At 71.8% G+C, this 21,505-nt stretch carries 18 protein-coding genes and 1 pseudogene; 11 read left to right on the top strand and 8 right to left on the bottom strand.

Annotated elements, in window-relative coordinates:
* The 8 genes and pseudogenes from ACZ63H_RS33580 to pgi all read left to right on the top strand — a co-directional run.
* Nucleotides 1–1,360: pseudogene (locus ACZ63H_RS33580) on the top strand (zinc carboxypeptidase); the annotation flags it as partial.
* Nucleotides 1,361–1,658: 298 nt separating this feature from the next.
* Nucleotides 1,659–2,666 (top strand): type I glyceraldehyde-3-phosphate dehydrogenase, encoded by a 1,008-nt coding sequence (gene gap, locus ACZ63H_RS33575; protein ID WP_467934490.1) that lies wholly within the window; start codon nucleotides 1,659–1,661, stop codon nucleotides 2,664–2,666.
* Nucleotides 2,667–2,800: 134 nt separating this feature from the next.
* Complete coding sequence (locus tag ACZ63H_RS33570) at nucleotides 2,801–4,012, top strand: phosphoglycerate kinase (RefSeq protein WP_469871627.1); 1,212 nt, start codon at nucleotides 2,801–2,803, stop codon at nucleotides 4,010–4,012.
* A gap of 5 nt (nucleotides 4,013–4,017) precedes the next feature.
* Complete coding sequence (gene tpiA, locus ACZ63H_RS33565) at nucleotides 4,018–4,794, top strand: triose-phosphate isomerase (RefSeq protein WP_469871625.1); 777 nt, start codon at nucleotides 4,018–4,020, stop codon at nucleotides 4,792–4,794.
* 109 nt (nucleotides 4,795–4,903) lie between these two features.
* Complete coding sequence (secG, locus tag ACZ63H_RS33560) at nucleotides 4,904–5,140, top strand: preprotein translocase subunit SecG (RefSeq protein ID WP_318204145.1); 237 nt, start codon at nucleotides 4,904–4,906, stop codon at nucleotides 5,138–5,140.
* A 231-nt stretch (nucleotides 5,141–5,371) separates the two neighbouring features.
* Nucleotides 5,372–5,707 carry an RNA polymerase-binding protein RbpA gene (locus ACZ63H_RS33555; protein WP_078637775.1) on the top strand — a complete coding sequence of 112 codons (336 nt, stop codon included), beginning with the start codon at nucleotides 5,372–5,374 and terminating at the stop codon, nucleotides 5,705–5,707.
* A gap of 123 nt (nucleotides 5,708–5,830) precedes the next feature.
* Nucleotides 5,831–7,087, top strand: coding sequence for an MFS transporter (locus ACZ63H_RS33550; protein ID WP_469871622.1), 1,257 nt, complete (start codon nucleotides 5,831–5,833; stop codon nucleotides 7,085–7,087).
* Between the two features lie 58 nt (nucleotides 7,088–7,145).
* A complete protein-coding gene (pgi, locus tag ACZ63H_RS33545) occupies nucleotides 7,146–8,798 on the top strand; it encodes a glucose-6-phosphate isomerase (protein WP_469871620.1) in 1,653 nt (550 codons plus the stop codon).
* Between the two features lie 67 nt (nucleotides 8,799–8,865).
* Here the strand turns inward: pgi and pgl are convergent, their stop codons facing one another.
* From pgl to tkt, 5 genes are read right to left on the bottom strand one after another with little or no spacing between them, the layout of a single operon-like run.
* Nucleotides 8,866–9,648, bottom strand: coding sequence for a 6-phosphogluconolactonase (gene pgl, locus ACZ63H_RS33540; protein WP_318204148.1), 783 nt, complete (start codon nucleotides 9,646–9,648; stop codon nucleotides 8,866–8,868).
* Nucleotides 9,645–10,781 carry a glucose-6-phosphate dehydrogenase assembly protein OpcA gene (gene opcA / locus ACZ63H_RS33535; protein WP_469871618.1) on the bottom strand — a complete coding sequence of 379 codons (1,137 nt, stop codon included), beginning with the start codon at nucleotides 10,779–10,781 and terminating at the stop codon, nucleotides 9,645–9,647. Before opcA ends, pgl begins: the two co-directional genes overlap by 4 nt.
* Nucleotides 10,778–12,316 carry a glucose-6-phosphate dehydrogenase gene (gene zwf / locus ACZ63H_RS33530; RefSeq protein ID WP_469871616.1) on the bottom strand — a complete coding sequence of 513 codons (1,539 nt, stop codon included), beginning with the start codon at nucleotides 12,314–12,316 and terminating at the stop codon, nucleotides 10,778–10,780. Before zwf ends, opcA begins: the two co-directional genes overlap by 4 nt.
* 1 nt (nucleotide 12,317) lies before the next feature.
* Nucleotides 12,318–13,436 (bottom strand): transaldolase, encoded by a 1,119-nt coding sequence (tal, locus tag ACZ63H_RS33525; RefSeq protein WP_469871614.1) that lies wholly within the window; start codon nucleotides 13,434–13,436, stop codon nucleotides 12,318–12,320.
* Between the two features lie 33 nt (nucleotides 13,437–13,469).
* Nucleotides 13,470–15,557: a transketolase gene (gene tkt, locus ACZ63H_RS33520; RefSeq protein WP_469871613.1), complete on the bottom strand. Its 2,088-nt coding sequence runs from the start codon at nucleotides 15,555–15,557 to the stop codon at nucleotides 13,470–13,472.
* Between the two features lie 412 nt (nucleotides 15,558–15,969).
* Between tkt and ACZ63H_RS33515 the strand changes: the two genes are divergently transcribed.
* From ACZ63H_RS33515 to ACZ63H_RS33505, 3 genes are all read left to right on the top strand, one after another.
* Complete coding sequence (locus tag ACZ63H_RS33515; protein WP_469871611.1) at nucleotides 15,970–16,974, top strand: heme o synthase; 1,005 nt, start codon at nucleotides 15,970–15,972, stop codon at nucleotides 16,972–16,974.
* 68 nt (nucleotides 16,975–17,042) lie between these two features.
* On the top strand, nucleotides 17,043–17,363 hold the full coding sequence (locus tag ACZ63H_RS33510) for a hypothetical protein (protein ID WP_467934476.1): 321 nt from the start codon (nucleotides 17,043–17,045) through the stop codon (nucleotides 17,361–17,363).
* Between the two features lie 551 nt (nucleotides 17,364–17,914).
* On the top strand, nucleotides 17,915–18,664 hold the full coding sequence (locus ACZ63H_RS33505; protein ID WP_469871609.1) for a nucleotidyltransferase domain-containing protein: 750 nt from the start codon (nucleotides 17,915–17,917) through the stop codon (nucleotides 18,662–18,664).
* Between the two features lies 1 nt (nucleotide 18,665).
* Here ACZ63H_RS33505 and ACZ63H_RS33500 read toward each other — a convergent pair whose 3' ends face one another.
* The 3 genes from ACZ63H_RS33500 to ACZ63H_RS33490 all read right to left on the bottom strand — a co-directional run bounded on the left by ACZ63H_RS33500 (nucleotide 18,666) and on the right by ACZ63H_RS33490 (nucleotide 21,490).
* Complete coding sequence (locus tag ACZ63H_RS33500; RefSeq protein WP_469871607.1) at nucleotides 18,666–19,676, bottom strand: COX15/CtaA family protein; 1,011 nt, start codon at nucleotides 19,674–19,676, stop codon at nucleotides 18,666–18,668.
* Between the two features lie 69 nt (nucleotides 19,677–19,745).
* A complete protein-coding gene (locus ACZ63H_RS33495) occupies nucleotides 19,746–20,462 on the bottom strand; it encodes an ABC transporter permease (protein WP_469871629.1) in 717 nt (238 codons plus the stop codon).
* A 50-nt stretch (nucleotides 20,463–20,512) separates the two neighbouring features.
* Nucleotides 20,513–21,490, bottom strand: coding sequence for an ABC transporter ATP-binding protein (locus ACZ63H_RS33490; RefSeq protein WP_469871605.1), 978 nt, complete (start codon nucleotides 21,488–21,490; stop codon nucleotides 20,513–20,515).
* Between the last annotated feature and the right edge of the window lie 15 nt (nucleotides 21,491–21,505).

The following is a 21,505-nucleotide window of genomic DNA, read 5'->3' as shown; positions in this document are numbered from 1 at the left end:
CAGGTTGGGTGTTGGGTCCACAGGGGAGAAAGGGGGCGGGAGGAATTTCCCCATCCCCCCCCCCCCCCCCCCCCCCGCCCCCCCCCCCCCCCCCGACACCCTGGTGGTCGCCGAGGAGGGCACCGCCGCCGGCCAGGCGCGGGCCTACGCGGACGCGGTCCGGGCCGCCGGGCACCGGGCCGTCGTCTGGGACGTGGCCGCGCAGGGTGCCCCGGACCCGCTCGGCGTGCTGAAGCACTTCCGGACGGTCGTGCACTACTCCGGCCCGGACGGCCCCGGCAACGCCACCCAGCTGCGGCTGCGCGCCTACCTCAACGAGGGCGGCAGGCTGATCGAGGCCGGCGAGCGGGCCGGCGGCAGCGTCGACCTCGGCGACGGCACCCTCTCCGACGACTTCAGCCAGTACTACCTGGGCGCCTACAGCCGTACGCCGGCCGGAAGGGCCACCGGCTTCACCGGCTCCGGCGCGCTCGCCGGCGCCGGCGGCGCCCTCGGCGACGCGCCCGGCAACCCGCTCGACGCGACGGGCGCCTACGGCGTCACCTCCGAGGAACTGCCGGTCACCGCGTTCCCGCAGTTCGAAAGCGCGGGCGCGGGAACGTTCAGCGGAACCGTCAATCCCTACGGGCCGTACTCGGGTGCCTTCATGGCCGCCGCCGTGCACACCGACAACGCCTACAAGCGGCTCACCCGCACCCTCGACCTCACCGGGGTCGCCGCCGCCGACAGGCCGGCCCTGAGCACCCGGCTGCTGTGGGACACCGAGCCCGGCTACGACCACGTGGTGGTGGAGGCGCACACCGTGGGCGCCGACGACTGGACCACGCTGCCGGAGGCCTCGGGAGCCACCCGGACGACCGTGCCGGACGAGTGCGGCGCCCTGACCGCGCTGCACCCCTGGCTGAAGCACTACCTGACGCCGTCGGCCGCCGGCTGCTCCGCGACCGGCTCCAGCGGTGCCTGGAACAGCCTCTCCGGCGCCTCCGCCGGCTGGCAGCGGGTGGGCTTCGACCTGAGCGCGTACGCCGGGAAGCAGGTCGAGGTCTCGATCGGCTACGTCACCGACACCGGCACCGGCGGCCGGGGCGTCCTCGCCGACGACGCCTCGCTGGTCGTCGGCGGCGCGGCGCGGGAGACCGAGGGCTTCGAGTCCTCCCTGGGGGCCTGGCGGGCGGCCGGACCGCCCCCGGGCAGTGTGCCGGTCCGCAAGGACTGGACCCGCACCGGGGCCCTGCTGCGGACCTACGCGGCGGTCACCACGGACGACACCGTGCTGCTCGGCTTCGGGCTGGAACAGATGGTCTCGGCCGCCGACCGGGCGGCCCTGCTGGGAAAGGCGTTCGCCGCGCTCGACAGGTGAGCGGAGACCCCTCTCAACGGTGCGCGGACGAGCAGTTCATCAAGTGAGCCGACCCGCTCACGAACGAGTGAAAACGACGTCGGGAGCGCCTGGCATTCCGTACCAAATACGGGTGATTCCGCTGTCGATCCGAGGGGGTCCGTACCTCTACTGGCCGGTACGGACCGCCTGCCCGTGTATGGGTTGTCTCGATGTCACCCAGGGGGCCTCGGAGAGGTAGGGTCGGGGGTGGTCGGGGACATCCCAAACAGAGCTCGCCGGCACCGCATAGCCGGCGTACCAACGAGGAGATCGGTTCGTGACGATCCGCGTAGGCATCAACGGCTTCGGCCGCATCGGTCGTAACTACTTCCGCGCGCTGCTGGAGCAGGGAGCGGACATCGAGGTTGTGGCTGTCAACGACCTGGGTGACACCGCGACCACCGCCCACCTGCTGAAGTACGACACGATCCTGGGCCGCCTCAAGCAGGAGGTCTCCCACACCGCCGACACGATCACCGTCGACGGCCACACCATCAAGGTGCTCTCCGAGCGCAACCCGGCCGACATCCCGTGGGGCGAGCTGGGTGTCGACATCGTCATCGAGTCCACCGGCATCTTCACCAAGCGCGAGGACGCCGCCAAGCACCTCGCGGGCGGCGCCAAGAAGGTCCTCATCTCGGCTCCGGCCAAGGACGAGGACATCACCATCGTCATGGGCGTCAACCAGGACAAGTACGACCCGGCGCAGCACAACGTCATCTCCAACGCCTCCTGCACCACCAACTGTGTGGCGCCGATGGCGAAGGTCCTCGACGAGAACTTCGGCATCGTCAAGGGCCTGATGACGACGGTGCACGCGTACACGAACGACCAGCGCATCCTTGACTTCCCGCACAAGGACCTGCGCCGCGCCCGTGCCGCCGCCGAGAACATCATCCCGACCACCACGGGTGCCGCCAAGGCCACCGCCCTGGTCCTGCCGCACCTCAAGGGCAAGCTGGACGGCATGGCCATGCGCGTCCCGGTCCCGACCGGCTCGGTCACCGACCTGGTCGTGGAGCTGAGCCGCGAGGTCACCAAGGAAGAGGTCAACGCCGCCTTCCAGAAGGCCGCCGAGGGCGAGCTGAAGGGCCTCCTCGACTACACCGAGGACCAGATCGTCTCCTCCGACATCGTCAACGCCCCGGCGTCCTGCACCTTCGACTCCTCCCTGACCATGGTCCAGGAGGGCAAGAACGTGAAGGTCATCGGTTGGTACGACAACGAGTGGGGCTACTCCAACCGCCTCGTGGACCTCACGGTCTTCGTCGGCAACCAGCTCTGATCGCAAACCGCAGGACCCCGAAGTGAGAGCAGGGCTCGGGCAGCGCACCGCCGCGCTGTCCGGGCCCTGTCCCACGTACCGACCCCGCCCTTTTACGATCAGGTGCACACGAGCCCTCCTCAGGAGACCACCCCATGAAGACGATCGACGAACTTCTCGCCGACGGCGTGAGCGGCAAGCGGGTCTTCGTCCGCGCCGACCTCAACGTGCCGCTCGCCGACGGGACGATCACCGACGACGGCCGCATCCGCGCCGTCCTGCCCACCGTCAAGGCCCTCGCGGACGCGGGCGCCAAGGTGGTCGTCGCCTCGCACCTGGGCCGCCCCAAGGGTGCCCCGGACCCCGCCTTCTCGCTGCTGCCCGCGGCCGAGCGCCTCGGCGAACTGCTCGGCGCCCCGGTGGCCTTCGCCGAGGACACCGTCGGCCCCGCCGCCCACGACGCCGTCGACGGCCTCCAGCCGGGCCAGGTCGCGGTCATCGAGAACCTGCGTTTCAACCCCGGCGAGACGTCCAAGGACGACACGGAGCGAGGGGAGTTCGCCGACCGCCTCGCCGCCCTCGCGGACGTCTACGTGGGCGACGGCTTCGGCGCCGTCCACCGCAAGCACGCCTCCGTCTTCGACCTCCCGGCCCGGCTGCCGCACTACGCCGGCCACCTGATCGCCACCGAGGTCGGCGTCCTGAAGCAGCTCACCGAGGACGTCAAGCGGCCGTACGCGGTCGTGCTCGGCGGCGCCAAGGTGTCCGACAAGCTGGGCGTCATCGACCACCTGCTGGAGAAGGCCGACCGCATCCTCGTCGGCGGCGGCATGGCCTACACCTTCCTCAAGGCCCAGGGCTACGAGGTCGGCATCTCCCTGCTCCAGGAGGACCAGGTCCCGGCGGTCAAGGAGTACATGAAGCGTGCCGAGGAGCGCGGCGTGGAGTTCGTCCTCCCCGTCGACGTCCTCGTCTCGACCGAATTCCCGGACCTGAAGACCAAGGCCCCGGCCAACCCCACCACGGTCGCCGCGACCGCCATCCCGGCCGACCAGGAGGGCCTGGACATCGGTCCGGAGACCCGCACGCTGTACGCTTCGAAGCTCGCCGACGCCGCGACCGTCTTCTGGAACGGTCCCATGGGCGTCTTCGAGCACCCCGACTACGCCGAGGGCACCAAGGCGGTCGCCCAGGCACTCGTCGACTCCGACGGCTTCACCGTCGTCGGCGGCGGTGACTCCGCCGCGGCCGTGCGCACGCTCGGCTTCGACGAGAAGGCATTCGGCCACATCTCGACCGGTGGCGGCGCCTCCCTCGAATACCTCGAGGGCAAGACGCTCCCCGGCCTCGCCGCACTGGAGGACTGACCTCAATGAGCACGCGCACGCCGCTGATGGCGGGCAACTGGAAGATGAACCTCAACCACCTCGAGGCCATCGCCCACGTCCAGAAGCTCGCCTTCGCCCTGGCCGACAAGGACTACGAGGCCGTGGAGGTCGCCGTCCTGCCGCCCTTCACCGACCTGCGCTCCGTGCAGACCCTGGTCGACGGCGACAAGCTCAAGATCAAGTACGGCGCCCAGGACATCTCCCAGCACGACTCCGGCGCCTACACCGGCGAGATCTCCGGCTCCATGCTGGCCAAGCTGAAGTGCACCTACGTGGCGATCGGCCACTCCGAGCGCCGCCAGTACCACCACGAGACCGACGAGCTGGTCAACGCCAAGGTCAAGGCCGCCTACAAGCACGGCCTCACCCCGATCCTGTGCGTCGGCGAGGAGCTGGACGTCCGCGAGGCGGGCAACCACGTCGCCCACACCCTCGCCCAGGTCGAGGGCGGTCTGAAGGACCTCCCGGCCGAGCAGGCCGAGACCGTCGTGATCGCCTACGAGCCCGTGTGGGCCATCGGCACCGGCAAGGTCTGCGGCGCCGAGGACGCCCAGGAGGTCTGCGCCGCGATCCGCGCCAAGATCGCCGGACTGTACTCCCAGGACGTGGCCGACAAGGTCCGCATCCAGTACGGCGGCTCCGTGAAGTCGGGCAACTGCGCCGAGATCATGGCCCAGCCCGACATCGACGGCGCCCTGGTCGGCGGCGCCTCGCTGGACGCCGACGAGTTCGTCAAGATCGTGCGCTTCCGCGATCAGTGACGCCGGACCGTGAGTAGGCGGTAGCGGCGATACGTCGTACTCTTGCGGGGGCACAGCCGAGGCGCTGTGCCCCCGTCGTCCATCCGAATCCGAGGAAGTTGGTCCAGCCGTGGTTTTGGGGTTCTCGATCGCCCTGATCGTCTTCAGCCTGCTGCTGATGCTGCTGGTGCTGATGCACAAGGGGAAGGGCGGCGGCCTGTCCGACATGTTCGGCGGTGGCATGCAGTCCTCCGTCGGCGGTTCCTCGGTCGCCGAGCGCAACCTCGACCGGATCACCATCGTGATCGGCCTGCTGTGGTTCGCGTGCATCATCGTCCTCGGCCTCGTCATGAAGTCGAACAACTGACACGCGACCGCGAACCGGCCGCAGGTCCGGGTCGCACCACGTATTTCCCACGCGAAGCCCCATGTTGGGTACGCGCCAGTGAGCGCGGCCTATCATGGGGCTTGCGTCTGGGTGTGGGGGCCGGTAACTCCAATCACTGGACGCGCGTTGGGCCTTACGTAGACTGAGGCGCTCGCGGCGAAGCGAAACGCCGACTCGCTTCGCGGCACCATCACGCAGGGAGTTACGACCGTGGCAAGTGGCAACGCGATCCGAGGAAGCCGGGTCGGGGCGGGGCCGATGGGCGAGGCCGAGCGCGGCGAGTCCGCGCCGCGTCTGCGCATCTCCTTCTGGTGCTCCAACGGGCACGAGACGCAGCCCAGCTTCGCCAGCGACGCGCAGGTTCCCGAGACCTGGGACTGTCCCCGCTGCGGCTTCCCGGCCGGCCAGGACCGGGACAACCCGCCGGCCCCGCCGCGCACCGAGCCCTACAAGACGCACCTCGCGTACGTCCGCGAGCGGCGCAGCGACGCGGACGGCGAGGCGATCCTCGCCGAGGCGCTCGCCAAACTGCGCGGCGAGATCTAGGACTTCTCACCGGCCGGGTGCCTACGGGCGCCCGGCCGGAGCCGTCTGGTCCCAGGCGACGCCGACCGATTGTCGGTGGCGCCCTCTACGGTGTGCGCATCGGCACGTCGTGAGGGGGAGAGCGTGGCCGGGGTCGAGTCGGGAAGCGGGACAAGGCCCGCCTGGCGCGGGGGATTCGGGCGGTTGTGGACGGCCGCCGTCGTCTCCAGGTTCGGTGACGCGTTGCGGACCTCCGCGTTGCCGTTGCTCGCCGTGCGCCTCACCGACGATCCCCTCGTCGTCGCCGCCGTCACCGCCTGCGGCTATCTGCCCTGGCTGCTGTTCGGGCTGTTCGGCGGCGCCGTGGCGGACCGGGTCGACCAGCGGCGGGCCATGTGGCTCGTGGACACCGTGCGGGGCCTGCTCGTCGCCGGTTTCGCCCTCGCCGTGGGCCTCGGGCACGCCTCCGTCCCGCTGCTGATCGCCCTCGCCTTCTCGCTCACCGCGCTCCAGACGCTCTTCGACAACGCCGCCACGGCCCTGCTGCCCTCCCTGGTGCGACGCGGGGCACTGGGCGGCGCCAACGCCCGGCTGATGACCGGTCAGCAACTCGCGGGCGGGCTGCTGGCAGCCCCGTTCGTGCCGCTGCTGCTGGCGGCCGGCGCGTGCACGCCGTTCGTGGCGGACGCCGGCACCTACCTGGTGGCCGCGGCGCTCGTGGCGTCCCTGCGGACACGGCCGCCGGAGCGGGAGCCGCGCGCGGCCGGCAGCACCCTGCGCTCGGAGATCGGCGCGGGCCTGCGCGCCCTGGGCCGGGACCGGGTGCTGCGCGCGGTGTGCCTGGCGACCCTGCTCTGCAACATCGGCATGGGCGCCCTGATCGCCACGCTGGCGCTGCACGTCACCCGCTGGCTGGACGCCGGCGACACCGGCTATGTCGCCGCCATGACGGCGTACGCGGCCGGCGGCCTGGCCGGCGGCTTCGTCGCCCAGCGGATGGCCCGCCGTACGGGGCGGGTCCGGGCCCTGCTGTCCGGCTGCGCGGTCCAGACGGGCGCGCTGCTGCTCATCGGCTCCGTACGGCACGTGGCCGCGCTGGTCGCCGGCATGCTGCTGCTCGGCGCGATGAACATGGTGTGGAACGTCAACCAGGTCACGCTGATGCAGCAACGCAGCCCCGAGTCGATGACGGGCCGCATCGCCGCCGCCTTCCGCACCGCCTCCGTCTCCGGCGCCCCGCTCGGCGCGTTCCTCGGCGGAGCCGTGGCCGGGCCGTACGGCCTCAACGGCCCCGCCCTGCTCGCGGCCCTCCTGTTCGCGTCGGCCGTCACCGCGCTGATACCGCTGCGCGAGCGGGACATACGTGTGGTGACGCCGGACGAGACTCGCACCGGACGCTGATCAATTAGGTTGGAACCGGCAGCGGTCAAGGTCGCAGGAAAGAAGGCTGAAGTCGGACATGAACGCAGACGGCCGTACCAGGCTCCACCAGACGCCCGAGTGGACCGCCCTCGCCGAGCACCGCGAGGAACTGGCGGACACCCGGCTGAGGGAACTGTTCGCCGCCGACCCCGGACGCGGCACCGGGTACACGCTCCAGGTCGGCGACCTGTACATCGACTACTCGAAGCACCTGGTCACCGACGACACCCTGCGGCTGCTGCGCGAGCTGGCCGCGGCGACGGACGTCTTCGGCCTGCGGGACGCCATGTTCCGCGGCGAGAAGATCAACGTCACCGAGGACCGGGCGGTGCTGCACACCGCGCTGCGCGCCCCCCGGGACGCCGTGATCGAGGTCGACGGCGAGAACGTGGTGCCGAAGGTGCACGCGGTGCTGGACAGGATGGCCCACTTCGCCGACCGGGTCCGCTCCGGCGAGTGGACCGGCTACACCGGCAAGCGCATCAGGAACGTGGTCAACGTCGGCATCGGCGGCTCCGACCTCGGCCCCGCGATGGCCTACGAGGTGCTGCGCAGCTTCGCCGACCGGGATCTCACGGTCCGCTTCGTGTCGAACGTGGACGGGGCCGACCTGCACGAGGCGATCCGGGACCTCGACCCGGCTCAGACCCTGTTCGTCATCGCCTCCAAGACCTTCACCACCATCGAGACCATCACCAACGCCACCTCCGCGCGCCAGTGGCTGCTGGCCGCGCTCGGCGACGAGAAGGCAGTGGCGAAGCACTTCGTGGCGCTGTCCACGAACGCCGGGAAGGTCGCCGACTTCGGCATCGACACGGACAACATGTTCGAGTTCTGGGACTGGGTCGGCGGGCGGTACTCGTACGACTCCGCGATCGGCCTGTCCCTGATGATCGCGATCGGGCCGGACCGGTTCCGGGAGATGCTCGACGGCTTCCGGCTCGTCGACGACCACTTCCGCACCGCGCCCGCCGAGGCCAACGCGCCGCTGCTGCTGGGCCTGCTCGGCATCTGGTACGGGAACTTCCACGACGCCCAGTCGCACGCGGTGCTGCCGTACTCGCACTACCTGTCGAAGTTCACCGCCTACCTCCAGCAGCTCGACATGGAGTCCAACGGCAAGTACGTCGCCCGTGACGGCCACCCGGTGGACTGGCAGACCGGGCCGGTGGTCTGGGGCACGCCCGGCACCAACGGGCAGCACGCCTACTACCAGTTGATCCACCAGGGCACCAAGCTGATCCCGGCGGACTTCATCGGCTTCGCCGAGCCGGTCGCCGAGCTGAGCGGGGAACTCAAGGCCCAGCACGACCTGCTGATGGCCAACTTCTTCGCCCAGACCCAGGCGCTCGCCTTCGGCAAGACGGCCGAGGAGGTCCGCGCCGAGGGCGTGCCCGAGGAACTGGTCCCGCACAAGACCTTCCAGGGCGACCGGCCCACCACGACGATCCTGGCCCGGGAGCTGACCCCGTCCGTGCTCGGCCAGCTGATCGCCCTCTACGAACACAAGGTGTTCGTCCAGGGCGCGGTGTGGAACATCGACTCCTTCGACCAGTGGGGCGTGGAACTGGGCAAGGTCCTCGCCAAGCGCGTCGAACCCGCGCTCACCGAGGGCGCCGAGGTCCCCGGCCTGGACGCGTCGACGAAGGCGCTGGTGGCCAGGTACCGGGAGCTGCGCGGCCGGAGCTGAGCCGGGCGCCGGGAAAAGCGGACGGCGGGGGCCGAAGCCCCCGCCGCCCGTCGTTGCGGCCGGTGTCTCAGGGCGACGCCGGCGGATACAGCGACCGCGGCAGCTGCGAGGCCGCGGCCGAGTCCAGCAGCCACAGGGTGCGCCGGGTGCCGTACGCGCCCGCCGCCGGGGCCTGGATCTCGCCCGCGCCGGACAGGGCGATGGCCGCGGCCTCCGCCTTGTCCTCGCCGGCCGCGAGCAGCCAGACCTCGCGGGCCGCGCGGATCGCGGGGAGGGTGAGGGTGATCCGGGTCGGCGGGGGCTTGGGCGCGCCGTGCACGCCGACCACCGTGCGCTCGGTCTCCCGCACGGCCGGCAGCTCCGGGAAGAGCGAGGCCACGTGGGTGTCCGGGCCGACGCCCAGCATCAGGACGTCGAAGGCGGGCACCGCGCCGTGGTTCTCCGGCCCGGCCGCCTTCGCCAGCTCCGCCGCGTACGCCTCGGCCGCCGCCTCGACGTCCGTGCCGTGGGGGCCGTCGGAGGCGGGCATGGCGTGCACGCGCTCCGGGTCCAGCGGGACGGAGTCGAGCAGGGCCTCACGGGCCTGGGTGACGTTGCGCTCGGGGTCGCCCTCGGGGAGGTAGCGCTCGTCGCCCCACCACAGGTCCAGCCGGCCCCAGTCGACGGCGTCCCGGGCGGGTGCCGCCGCCAGCGCGGCCAGCAGGCCGTTGCCGTTGCGGCCGCCGGTGAGGACCACGGACGCGGTGCCCCGGGAGGCCTGCGCGTCCACGATCTTCGTGATCAGGCGGGCCGCGGCGGCCTGCGCCATCAGCTCCTTGTCGTGGTGGACGACCAGCTGCGGTGTGCTCACTTCGCCGTCGCCTTCCTCGCCGGTGCCTTCTTCGCGGTCTTGGCCGTCGCCTTCTTCGCGGGAGCCTTGGCCGCCTCCTCCACGGGCTCCGGCTCGGCGACCGGCTCGGCCGCCGCCTCCGGACCAGCGGCCTCGGGGCCAGCGGTCTTGGGAGCAGTGGCCGGTTCGGCGGCCGGTTCGGCCGGGGTCCCGCCGGCCTGCCGGGGCAGCGTGGTCAGCCGCTCCACGCCGTAGCGCAGCGCCGACGCGTAGGTGTCGTCCGGGTCCAGCCGGCGCAGCTCCTCCGCGATCAGCTCGGCGGTGTCCCGCCGCTTCAGCGCCACCGCGCGGGCCGGCTGGCCCTCGATGGCGAGCGTGGCCAGCGAGCCGTCCGCGCGGTCCAGCGTGATCGGGCCCCGGCTGGTGTCCAGTCGGACGGCCGTGAGCCCCGGGCCGGGGGACAGGGAGCGCCGGACGGGGACGTCCAGCCGGTCCGCGAGCCACATCGCCAGCAGCTCACAGCTCGGGTTGAACTCCTCGCCCTCCACCTCGACGCCGCGCACCTCGCAGTCGATCTGGTCCAGGGCCGCCGCCAGCATGGAGCGCCACGGCGTGATCCGGGTCCAGGACAGGTCGGTGTCGCCGGGCGTGTAGGCCGCGGCGCGGGCGGACAGCTCCCGTACCGGCTGCTCGGCGGCGTAGCTGTCGGTGACCCGGCGCTGGGCGAGCGCGCCCAGCGGGTCCTTCGCCGGGTCGAGCGGCGCGTTCACCGGCCACCACACGACGACCGGGGCGTCCGGCAGCAGCAGCGGCAGGACTACCGAGTCGGCGTGCTCGGCGACCTCGCCGTACAGCCGCAGGACCACCGTCTCGCCGGTGCCCGCGTCCGCGCCCACCCGCACCTCGGCGTCCAGGCGCGAGGCGGTGCGGTCGCGCGGGCCGCGGGAGACCCGCTTGACGACGACGAGGGTGCGCGAGGGGTGCTCGCGCGAGGCGTCGTTGGCGGCCTTCAGGGCGTCGTAGGCGTTCTCCTCGTCGGTGACGATGACGAGGGTGAGGACCATGCCGACGGCTGGTGTGCCGATGGCGCGGCGGCCCCGCACGAGCGCCTTGTTGACATCTCCGGCGGTGGTGTCGGTCAGATCTATCTTCATGGCCGGCGCCAGCTCCGTCCGTCTCGTGCGAGCATCTCGTCCGCTTCCACCGGACCCCAGGTGCCCGACTTGTACTGCGCGGGCCTGCCGTGCGTGTCCCAGTGCTCCTCGATCGGGTCGAGGATCTTCCAGGACAGCTCGACCTCCTCCGTGCGCGGGAAGAGGTTGGCGTCGCCGAGCAGCACGTCCAGGATGAGCCGCTCGTACGCCTCCGGGCTGGACTCCGTGAAGGACTCGCCGTAGGCGAAGTCCATGGACACGTCCCGGATCTCCATCGAGGTGCCCGGCACCTTGGAACCGAAGCGGACCGTGACGCCCTCGTCCGGCTGGACGCGGATCACGATCGCGTTCTGGCCCAGTTCCTCCGTCGCCGTGGTGTCGAACGGGGAGTGCGGGGCCCGCTGGAAGACCACCGCGATCTCGGTGACCCGGCGGCCCAGCCGCTTGCCGGTGCGCAGGTAGAAGGGGACGCCCGCCCAGCGGCGGTTGTCGATCTCCAGCTTGACCGCGGCGTAGGTGTCGGTCTTCGACTTCGGGTCGATGCCCTCCTCTTCGAGGTAGCCGATGACCTTCTCGCCGCCCTGCCAGCCCGCCGCGTACTGACCGCGCACGGTGTTGGCGCCCAGGTCCTTCGGCAGCCGGACGGCGCCGAGCACCTTCTCCTTCTCCGCGGCCAGCGCGTCCGCGTCGAAGGAGGCGGGCTCCTCCATGGCGGTCAGTGCCAGCAGCTGGAGCAGGTGGTTCTGGATGACGTCGCGGGCGGCGCCGATGCCGTCGTAGTAGCCGGCCCGGCCGCCGATGCCGATGTCCTCGGCCATCGTGATCTGGACGTGGTCCACGAAGGACCGGTTCCAGATCGGCTCGAACATGGTGTTGGCGAACCGCAGCGCCAGGATGTTCTGGACGGTCTCCTTGCCGAGGTAGTGGTCGATCCGGAACACCTGGTCCGGCTCGAACACCTCGTGCACGACCTTGTTGAGTTCCTCGGCGGACTCCAGGTCGTGCCCGAACGGCTTCTCGATGACCGCGCGGCGCCAGGAGCCGCCGGTCTGGTCGGCCAGGCCGTGCTTCTTCAGCTGCTGGATGACCACCGGGAAGGAGCGCGGCGGCACGGACAGGTAGAAGGCGAAGTTGCCGCCCGTGCCCTGTGCCTTGTCCAGCTCCTCGATGGTGGCGCGCAGCCGGTCGAAGGCCTCGTCGTCGTCGAAGGTGCCCTGGACGAAGCGCATCCCCTGGATGAGCTGCTGCCAGACCTCCTCGCGGAAGGGGGTGCGCGAGTGCTCCTTGACGGCGTCGTGCACGACCTGGGCGAAGTCCTCGTGCTCCCAGTCGCGGCGGGCGAAGCCCACCAGGGAGAAGCCCGGCGGCAGCAGACCACGGTTGGCGAGGTCGTACACCGCGGGCATCAGCTTCTTGCGGGACAGGTCGCCCGTGACACCGAAGATGACCAGGCCCGACGGCCCCGCGATGCGCGGGAGCCGTCGGTCGGCCGAGTCACGAAGCGGGTTCGCTCCGGAACCGGAAACGGGTGACAACTCAGCCCTCCGAGGGGGCCAGGCGCTCGAGCTCCGCCTGGGTCGACTTGAGCAGGTCGTTCCAGGACGCCTCGAACTTGTCGACGCCCTCGTCCTCCAGCACCCGCACGACGTCGTCGTACGCGATCCCGAGCCGCTCCAGCGCGTCGAGGTCGGCGCGCGCCTGCTCGTAGGTGCCGGCGATGGTGTCGCCGGTGATCTCGCCGTGGTCGTCGGTGGCCTCCAGGGTGGCCTCCGGCATGGTGTTGACCGTGTTCGGTGCGACCAGCTCGGTGACGTACAGGGTGTCCGGGTACGCCGGGTCCTTCACGCCGGTCGACGCCCACAGCGGACGCTGCTTGTTGGCGCCGGCGCTCTCCAGCGCCGTCCAGCGGTCGGAGGAGAAGACCTCCTCGTACGCCTGGTAGGCCAGGCGGGCGTTGGCGAGGGCGGCCTTGCCGCGCAGCCCCTTGGCCTCGTCGGTGCCGATCCCCTCCAGCCGCTTGTCGATCTCGGTGTCCACGCGGGAGACGAAGAAGGACGCCACGGAGTGGATCTTCGACAGGTCGAGACCCCGCTCCTTGGCCTTCTCCAGGCCGCTGAGGAACGCGTCCATGACGGCCCGGTAGCGCTCCAGCGAGAAGATCAGCGTGACGTTGACGCTGATGCCGAGGCCGATGACCTCGGCGATCGCCGGCAGACCCGCCTCGGTGGCCGGGATCTTGATCAGGGTGTTGGGGCGGTCGACGAGCCAGGCGAGCTGCTTGGCCTCGGCGACGGTCGCCTTGGTGTTGTGGGCCAGGCGCGGGTCGACCTCGATGGAGACCCGGCCGTCCTGGCCGCCGGTGGCGTCGAAGACCGGGCGCAGGATGTCGGCGGCGTCGCGGACGTCCGCCGTGGTGATCATGCGGATGGCCTCTTCGACCGTGACCTTGCGGGCGGCGAGGTCGGACAGCTGCTGGTCGTAGCCGTCGCCCTGGGAGATCGCCTTCTGGAAGATCGTCGGATTGGTGGTGACGCCCACGACGTGCTGCTGGTCGATCAGCTCGGCGAGGTTGCCGGACGTGATCCGCTTGCGCGACAGGTCGTCCAGCCAGATCGCGACGCCTTCGTCGGAGAGGCGCTTGAGTGCGTCTGTCATGGAATTACATCTCCTACGTGTCGTATATGAGCGTCAGCGCTGAGCGTCGGCGAGGGATTCCCGCGCCTTGGCGGCCACGTTCTCGGCAGTGAAGCCGAACTCGCGGAAGAGCAGCTTGCCGTCCGCGGAAGCACCGAAGTGCTCCAGGGAAACGATGCGGCCGGCGTCCCCCACGTACTTGTGCCACGTCAGCCCGATGCCCGCCTCCACGGCGACGCGGGCCCTGACGGACGGCGGCAGCACGGAGTCCCGGTACCCCTGGTCCTGCTGCTCGAACCACTCCACGGACGGCATCGAGACGACACGCGTGGGAACGCCGTCGGCCTGGAGCTGCTCACGCGCCTCCACGGCCACGTGCACCTCGGAACCGGTGGCGATCAGGATGACCTGCGGCTCGCCGCCGTCGGCCTCGAACAGGACGTAGCCGCCCTTGGCCGCGTCCTCGTTCGGCTCGTACACCGGCACGCCCTGGCGGGTGAGCGCGAGGCCGTGCGGCTGGCCCTTGCCGAACTCCTTGGTCCAGCGCTTGAGGATCTCCCGCCAGGCGATCGCGGTCTCGTTGGCGTCGGCCGGGCGGACGATGTTCAGGCCCGGGATGGCGCGCAGCGAGGCCAGGTGCTCGACCGGCTGGTGGGTGGGGCCGTCCTCGCCGAGGCCGATGGAGTCGTGCGTCCACACGAACGTCACCGGCAGGTGCATCAGGGCCGACAGGCGCACGGCGTTGCGCATGTAGTCGGAGAAGACGAGGAAGGTGCCGCCGTAGACGCGGGTGTTGCCGTGCAGGGCGATGCCGTTCAGCTCGGCGCCCATGGAGTGCTCGCGGATGCCGAAGTGGATGGTGCGGCCGTACGGGTCGGCCTCCGGCAGCGGGTTGCCCGCGGGCAGGAACGAGCTGTCCTTGTCGATGGTGGTGTTGTTCGACCCGGCGAGGTCGGCGGAGCCGCCCCACAGCTCGGGGATCACCGCGCCGAGCGCCTGGAGCACCTTGCCGGACGCGGCACGCGTGGCCACGCCCTTGCCGGGCTCGAAGACCGGGAGCTTGTCCTCCCAGCCGGCGGGCAGCTCGCCCGCGCTGATCCGGTCGAACTCGGCGGCCCGCTCCGGGTTGGCCTCGCGCCACACCTGGAGGGACTTCTCCCACTCGGCCTTCGCCTCGGCACCGCGCTCCAGCGCCTTGCGGGTGTGGGCGATGACCTCGTCGGCGACCTCGAAGCTCCGCTCCGGGTCGAAGCCGAGGACGCGCTTGGTGGCCGCGACCTCGTCGTCGCCCAGCGCCGAGCCGTGCGCGGCCTCGGTGTTCTGCGCGTTCGGGGCGGGCCAGGCGATGATCGAGCGCATCGCGATGAAGGACGGCCGGTCGGTGACCCGCTTGGCCTCCTGGATCGCGGCGAAGATCGCCGCCGGGTCCAGGTCGCCGTTCTCCTGGGCCGCCACCCGCTGCACGTGCCAGCCGTAGGCCTCGTACCGCTTGACGGTGTCCTCGGAGACGGCCGTCTCGGTGTCGCCCTCGATGGAGATGTGGTTGTCGTCCCACAGCAGGACCAGGTTGCCCAGCTTCTGGTGGCCGGCCAGCGAGGACGCCTCGGCGGCGATGCCCTCCTGGAGGCAGCCGTCGCCGGCGATGCAGTAGACGTAGTGGTCGAAGGGGGACTCGCCGGCCGGCGCCTCCGGGTCGAACAGACCGCGCTCGTAGCGGGCGGCCATCGCCATGCCCACCGCGTTGGCCACACCCTGGCCCAGCGGGCCGGTGGTGGTCTCCACACCCTTGGTGTGGCCGTACTCCGGGTGGCCCGGGGTCTTCGAGCCCCACGTCCTGAAGGCCTTCAGGTCGTCCAGCTCCAGGCCGAAGCCGGCCAGGTAGAGCTGGGTGTAGAGGGTCAGGGACGAGTGGCCGGCGGACAGCACGAAGCGGTCGCGCCCGACCCACTCCGGGTCGGCCGGGTCGTGCCGCATCACCTTCTGGAAGAGGGTGTAGGCGGCGGGGGCCAGGCTCATCGCCGTACCGGGATGGCCGTTGCCGACCTTCTGTACGGCGTCTGCGGCCAGGACACGGGCGGTGTCCACGGCCCGCTGGTCCAGCTCGGTCCACTCAAGGTCTGTGGTGGTCGGCTTGGTGCTCACCCTGGGTCAGGGCTCCTCTCCACATGTCGGTCGCCGGTCGTCGGGCATGCGCCCCACCCGGCCGCCGACGGGCTTGTCGCCCGCCGGCCGTTGTCGAGCCTACCCCCGTGAGGACGTGCGTTTTTTCGAGTGTTTCCAGACTGCCGGGAGTCTTCGGGATCCGCCTCCCGACTGGGCGAAGCGGCATTCGGCACATGAATACGGACCCGCTCATCTGACCGCTCAGGAGAGCTTTCCGGCGCACGGAGGATCACGTCCTCGCGGGCGCGTCCGAGTGGGTTCGCGCACAGGTGTGCGAGGGCCCTCGCCAACACGACCCCACCCCCGCGAAGGCCGGGGTATGGGCAACGTCTAAAGTGGCGTGGTACGCGTGAGCCTCACCCCGCAGTGTCCGGCGGGGAGGCTTGCTGGGATGTCTCTGTCAGGGGTGTGCGTGACGGCCGTCGAATCCCGTCCTGGGGGTCCCTCCCAGGCCCTCAAGGCCCTGGGGGAGGGTGCGCCCGGGGGTGCGAGTCAGGGCTCGGTTCACCGGCCGTTCGGGGCCCGTGTCAAGGCGTTCGTGGCGCTGACCAAGCCGCGGATCATCGAGCTGCTCCTCATCACCACCGTTCCGGTGATGTTCCTGGCGCAGCAGGGTGTGCCGGACCTGAAGCTGGTCCTGATCACCTGCCTCGGCGGCTATCTGTCGGCGGGCGGCGCCAACGCGCTCAACATGTACATCGACCGGGACATCGACGCCCTGATGGACCGCACCTCGCAGCGTCCGCTGGTGACGGGCATGGTCAGCCCGCGCGAGTGCATGGCGTTCGGCATCACGCTGGCGGTCGTCTCGACGCTGCTGTTCGGGCTCACCGTCAACTGGCTGAGCGCCTGGCTGTCACTCGGGGCGCTCCTCTTCTACGTCGTCGTCTACACGATGATCCTCAAGCGGCGCACGTCGCAGAACATCGTGTGGGGCGGCATCGCGGGCTGCATGCCGGTGCTGATCGGCTGGTCGTCCGTCACGAACTCCCTGTCGTGGGCGCCGGTCATCCTCTTCCTCGTCATGTTCTTCTGGACCCCGCCGCACTACTGGCCGCTGTCCATGAAGGTCAGGGAGGACTACGCGCGCGTCGGCGTGCCGATGCTGCCGGTCATCGCCTCCAACAAGGTCGTCGCCAAGCAGATCGTCATCTACAGCTGGGTGATGGTCGTCGTCTCCCTGCTGCTGACGCCCCTCGGCTACACCGGCTGGTTCTACACGGCCGTCGCCCTCGCGGCGGGCGGCTGGTGGCTGTGGGAGGCGCACGCGCTGCAGAACCGGGCCAAGGCCGAGACCACCGGCACGAAGCTGAAGGAGATGCGGCTCTTCCACTGGTCCATCACCTATGTGTCGCTGCTGTTCGTGGCGGTGGCGGTGGACCCCTTCCTGCGCTGACGGCACCGGGCGTACGTCACAGCGCCCCGCCCTCGCCAGTCGATCTACCGGTGAGTAGCATCCTGGGCATGGCAGACACGCAGCAGGTTGACGCGAGGGCCGAGCGCACGGTGTCCCGGCTCGCCCACCGGATCGGCGCCTTCGCCAAGGCGCACGGCGGCGCGGAGGGCCAGGTGGCCCACATCGGCGAACGCGGTGCCCGCATCGTCCTCGTCGGCGCGGACGGCGGCTGGGGCGACCTGGTGGCCCCCACGTACGCCCTCGCCGAGCAGGCGGTGGCCAAGTCCGGCATCACGGTCCACGAGTCGTTCGACGGCGAGTTCGCGGCGAAGGTGACGACGGGCCCGTACGAGTGGAAGCGGATGGCCGGCATCCAGCTGGGCGGCTGACCACCGCGCCCACCGCCGTACGGCATCACCGCGCGGCGTGCGCCGCCCCGGCCCAGAGCGCCTCGCACCGGCGTGCGCCGAGCGGCCTCGTACCGGTGCAAGCCCCGGCGCGGCCCCACGCCCGGAGAGCCCCGTGACCTGCGCCGCGCACGTCACGGGGCTCCCGTCCGTCCGGGGCGGGCCGGGGCACGACCGCGGACCGCCCGCCGGGGCGCGAGCGGCGCCAGGCGGCCGGCACCTGCCGGAAGGCGGCCTGGCTCCCCGACCGCACCCGGGTCCCGCCGGGCCCGGCGCCCACGCCGACCGCACCGGCCCGGTACCGCCCACCGCCTCCGCCCGGCCGCCGCCGGCCCGCGGCACCGGCCTGATCCCGCCGCACGGCGCCCGTGCCCCCGTACCCCCGTCACGCCGCCCGTCCGGCCGGGCTCCTTCCCGCAGGACCACGTCCGGGCCGGGGCCCTGGAGCGACACCCGGCGGGTCGGCCCGGCTGATCGCCGGGGACGGCGCGCGCCGGGTGTACAGGCCCGGGAGGGCCGTCGAGACTGGGCGGATGACGACCGCTTCCCTGCTCGACGCGTTCCTGGACGCCCTGACGCCGCTGCGGCCCCGCGCCGTCTGGGCCCACGGTTCCCTGGCCGGCGGCGACTACCAGGAGGGGCGCAGCGATCTCGACCTCATCGCCGTCCTGCCCGGTCCCCTCGGCCCGCGGCACGCCTGGCGGATCGCGGCCCTGCACACCCGGCTGCGCGGGCGGCCCCTCGCCGCCGGGCTCCATTGCAGCTACCTCACCCCGGCCGCCCTGGACGACCCGGACCGTCCGCACCTGACCTGGGCGCACGGCGGGGTGCTGCGCCGTCCGGTCACCCCCGTCACCCGGCGCGAGCTGCACGAGTTCGGGCGGGTGCTGTACGGGGAGCCGCCGGCCGGGCTGCTGCCGCCGGTGCCGGAGGGGCAGCTGAGGCGCTTCGTCGTGCGCGACCAGCGCGACTTCTGGCGGCCGGCGGTGGACAGGGCCCGGCTGTGGCGGCAGGACGCCTGGGTGGACCTGGGCCTGCTGACCTTCGCCCGGGCCACCGTGACCCTGCGCGAGGGCCGGCTGATCCCGAAGCGGGAGGCCCTGGCCGAGCTGCCGGGTCTCGGCGCGCCCGACGAGGTCGTCGCGGACATCGCCCGCCGGCGGTACGAGAGCCCCGCCCCCGCCCCGGCCGGTCCCGACTGGCTCACCCGGCGGGCCGGGGCGACCCGGGCGTTCCTGGGCCCGGCGATCGACGCCCTGGTCCGGGGCGCGGGCGGGGGATGACTCAGGCCCGCGAGCCGACCGTCACCCCGGCCGGGGGCGCCGGCACGTCCTGCGGGACCCCGGGGCGCTCCCGCAGCGCCAGCAGCACCCGCAGCACCCAGATCCACATCACGGTCGAGCCGAGCATGTGGGCGGCCACCAGGGCCTCCGGGAGGTGGGTGAAGTACTGGACGTAGCCGATGGCGCCCTGGCACAGCAGGACGACGAACAGCTCCCGGGTGCGCGCCAGCGGTGCCTTCGGCGCGTCGACCGCCTTGAGCACGAACCACAGCGCGAACGTCAGCGTGACCACGATCCAGGCGAGCACCGCGTGCAGCTTGGAGACGTTCTCCCAGTCGATCGGGATGCGCGCGACCTCGCTGGAGTCGCCGGCGTGCGGCCCCGCCCCGGTCACCACCGTGCCGACCGCGATGAGCAGCGCCGACGCGGCCACCAGGAACCACACCAGCTGCGCCACCGCCTTGCCGACCAGCGGCCGCGGCGCCGCGTCGCCCTCCCGGGTGCGCTGCCACATCACCGTGGCGATGGCGATCAGGGCCGTGGAGAGCAGGAAGTGCGCGGCGACCGTGTACGGGTTGAGGCCGACCAGGACGACGATGCCGCCGAGCACCGCGTTGCCCATGACCACCCAGAACTGGGCCCAGCCCAGCCGGGTCAGCCCGCGGCGCCACGGCTTCTCGGAGCGCGCGGCGATGATCGCCCAGCCGACGGCGGCGCACAGCACGTACGTCAGCATGCGGTTGCCGAACTCGACGATCCCGTGGAAGCCCATGGCCCGGGTCGTGGTCAGCGAGTCGTCGGTGCAGGTGGGCCAGGTCGGGCAGCCGAGGCCCGAGCCGGTCAGGCGGACGGCACCGCCGGTGACCACGATGACCACCGACATGACGAGCGCGGCGAGGGCCGCCCGCCGGACGGTCCGGGGATCCGGGGTCCAGCGGTCGGCGATGAACGCGAGCGGATTGCGCAGGGCGGCTTCGACGTCGGCGCGGTTCAGCGTAGGCACGCCCACCATCGTAGGCCGCCGCTTGTGCACGCGTTCACGAGGGTCACTCCTGCGGCGGTACGTCCGCTCGCGAACGGGTCATTCCCAGCGGAAGAACCGTCCGGCCGCGGCGAGCCCCACGACCGCCCACACGGCGAGCACGCCCAGGTCGCCCCAGGGCATCCCGGCGCCCTGCCGAAGCACGTCCCGCAGGCCGTCGGAGAGGGCGGAGATGGGCAGCAGGCCGAGGATCCGCTCGCCCGCCGGGCCGAACTTCTCCAGCGGCACGATCACCCCGCCGCCCACGAGCAGCAGCAGGAAGACCAGGTTGGCGGCGGCCAGGGTCGCCTCCGCCTTCAGGGTGCCCGCCATCAGCAGGCCGAGCCCGGAGAAGGCGGCGGTGCCGACGACGAGCAGGGCCACGACGGCGGCCGGGTTGCCGTGCGGGGACCAGCCCAGTGCGAAGGCGATCACGGTGAGCAGGATGACCTGGAGGATTTCCGTGACCAGCACGGACACCGTCTTCGCGGTCATCAGGCCCCAGCGCGGCAGCGGCGAGGAGGCCAGCCGCTTGAGCACGCCGTAGCGGCGCTCGAAGCCCGTGGCGATGGCCTGCCCGGTGAACGCGGTCGACATCACGGCCAGGGCCAGCACACCGGGGGCGAGGAAGTCGACCGCCTCGCCCTCGCCGGTGTCCACGATGTCGACCGAGCTGAAGAGCACCAGCAGCAGGGTCGGGATCACGACCGTCAGCAGCAGCTGCTCGCCGTTGCGCAGCAGCATCCTGGTCTCCAGCGCCGCCTGCGCCGCGATCATGCGGGGGAGCGGGGCGGCCCCGGGCCGGGGGGAATAGGTACCCGCGGTGGTCACGAACGCAGCTCCTTGCCGGTCAGCTCCAAGAAGACGTCTTCCAGGGTGTGCCGCTCCACGGAGATCCGGTCGGGCATCACCCCGTGCTGGGCGCACCAGGAGGTCACGGTGGCCAGCAGCTGGGGGTCGACCTTGCCGGTCACCCGGTAGCTGCCCGGGGTCAGCTCGGCCGCCGCGCAGTCGGCGGGGAGGGCCTTGAGCAGCGAGCCGACGTCCAGGCCGGGGCGGCCGGTGAAGCGCAGGGTGTTCTCGGCGCCGCCCCTGCACAGCTCCTCCGGGGAGCCCTGGGCGACGACCCGGCCGCCGTCGATGATCGCCACGTCGTCGGCGAGCTGCTCGGCCTCGTCCATGTGGTGCGTGGTGAGGATCACCGAGACGCCGTCGGTGCGCAGGTCCCGCACCAGGTCCCAGGTGGCCCGGCGGGCCTGCGGGTCCAGGCCGGCGGTGGGCTCGTCCAGGAACACCAGTTCCGGGCGGCCCACGACGGCCATGGCGAGCGCGAGCCGCTGCTGCTGGCCGCCGGAGAGCCGGCGGTAGCTGGTGCGGCCGCAGGAGCCGAGGCCGAGGCGGTCGATCAGGGCGCCGACGTCGAGCGGGTGCGCGTGCAGCTTCGCCACGTGCCGGAGCATCTCGTCGGCGCGGGCGCCGGAGTACACACCGCCGGACTGGAGCATCACGCCGATCCGGGGCCGCAGCTCGGCGGCCTGCCGGACCGGGTCGAGCCCCAGGACGCGCACCGTGCCGGAATCCGGCTTCCGGTACCCCTCGCAGATCTCGACCGTGGTCGTCTTCCCCGCCCCGTTCGGGCCGAGGACGGCGGTCACGCCCGGCCCGGCCACCAGGTCCAGGCCGTCGACCGCGGTCTTCGTGCCGTACCGCATCACCAGGCCCGCCACCTCGACGAGGGGGTGCGACGCGAAGCGTCTCCCTGGGGGACGGTGGTCGGGAGACGGGCGGGCGGGCTCACTTCGCATGGGGCCGAGTGTAGG

The organism is Streptomyces sp. NPDC104831 (assembly GCF_055583025.1).
The sequence above is the reverse complement of the archived record's forward strand: the minus strand, read 5'-3'. Positions and strand labels throughout refer to the sequence as shown.

What these genes read in the sequence shown, in the direction of transcription:
- ACZ63H_RS33570 (WP_469871627.1), top strand. Translation starts at nt 2,801, where the DNA reads ATGAAGACGATCGACGAACTTCTCGCCGACGGCGTGAGCGGCAAGCGG.
- pgi (WP_469871620.1), top strand. Translation starts at nt 7,146, where the DNA reads ATGAACGCAGACGGCCGTACCAGGCTCCACCAGACGCCCGAGTGGACC.
- tal (WP_469871614.1), bottom strand. Translation starts at nt 13,436, where the DNA reads ATGACAGACGCACTCAAGCGCCTCTCCGACGAAGGCGTCGCGATCTGG.
- ACZ63H_RS33505 (WP_469871609.1), top strand. Translation starts at nt 17,915, where the DNA reads ATGACGACCGCTTCCCTGCTCGACGCGTTCCTGGACGCCCTGACGCCG.
- ACZ63H_RS33510 (WP_467934476.1), top strand. Translation starts at nt 17,043, where the DNA reads ATGGCAGACACGCAGCAGGTTGACGCGAGGGCCGAGCGCACGGTGTCC.
- ACZ63H_RS33490 (WP_469871605.1), bottom strand. Translation starts at nt 21,490, where the DNA reads ATGCGAAGTGAGCCCGCCCGCCCGTCTCCCGACCACCGTCCCCCAGGG.
- opcA (WP_469871618.1), bottom strand. Translation starts at nt 10,781, where the DNA reads ATGAAGATAGATCTGACCGACACCACCGCCGGAGATGTCAACAAGGCG.
- ACZ63H_RS33515 (WP_469871611.1), top strand. Translation starts at nt 15,970, where the DNA reads ATGTCTCTGTCAGGGGTGTGCGTGACGGCCGTCGAATCCCGTCCTGGG.
- tpiA (WP_469871625.1), top strand. Translation starts at nt 4,018, where the DNA reads ATGAGCACGCGCACGCCGCTGATGGCGGGCAACTGGAAGATGAACCTC.
- ACZ63H_RS33500 (WP_469871607.1), bottom strand. Translation starts at nt 19,676, where the DNA reads ATGGTGGGCGTGCCTACGCTGAACCGCGCCGACGTCGAAGCCGCCCTG.
- ACZ63H_RS33495 (WP_469871629.1), bottom strand. Translation starts at nt 20,462, where the DNA reads ATGATCGCGGCGCAGGCGGCGCTGGAGACCAGGATGCTGCTGCGCAAC.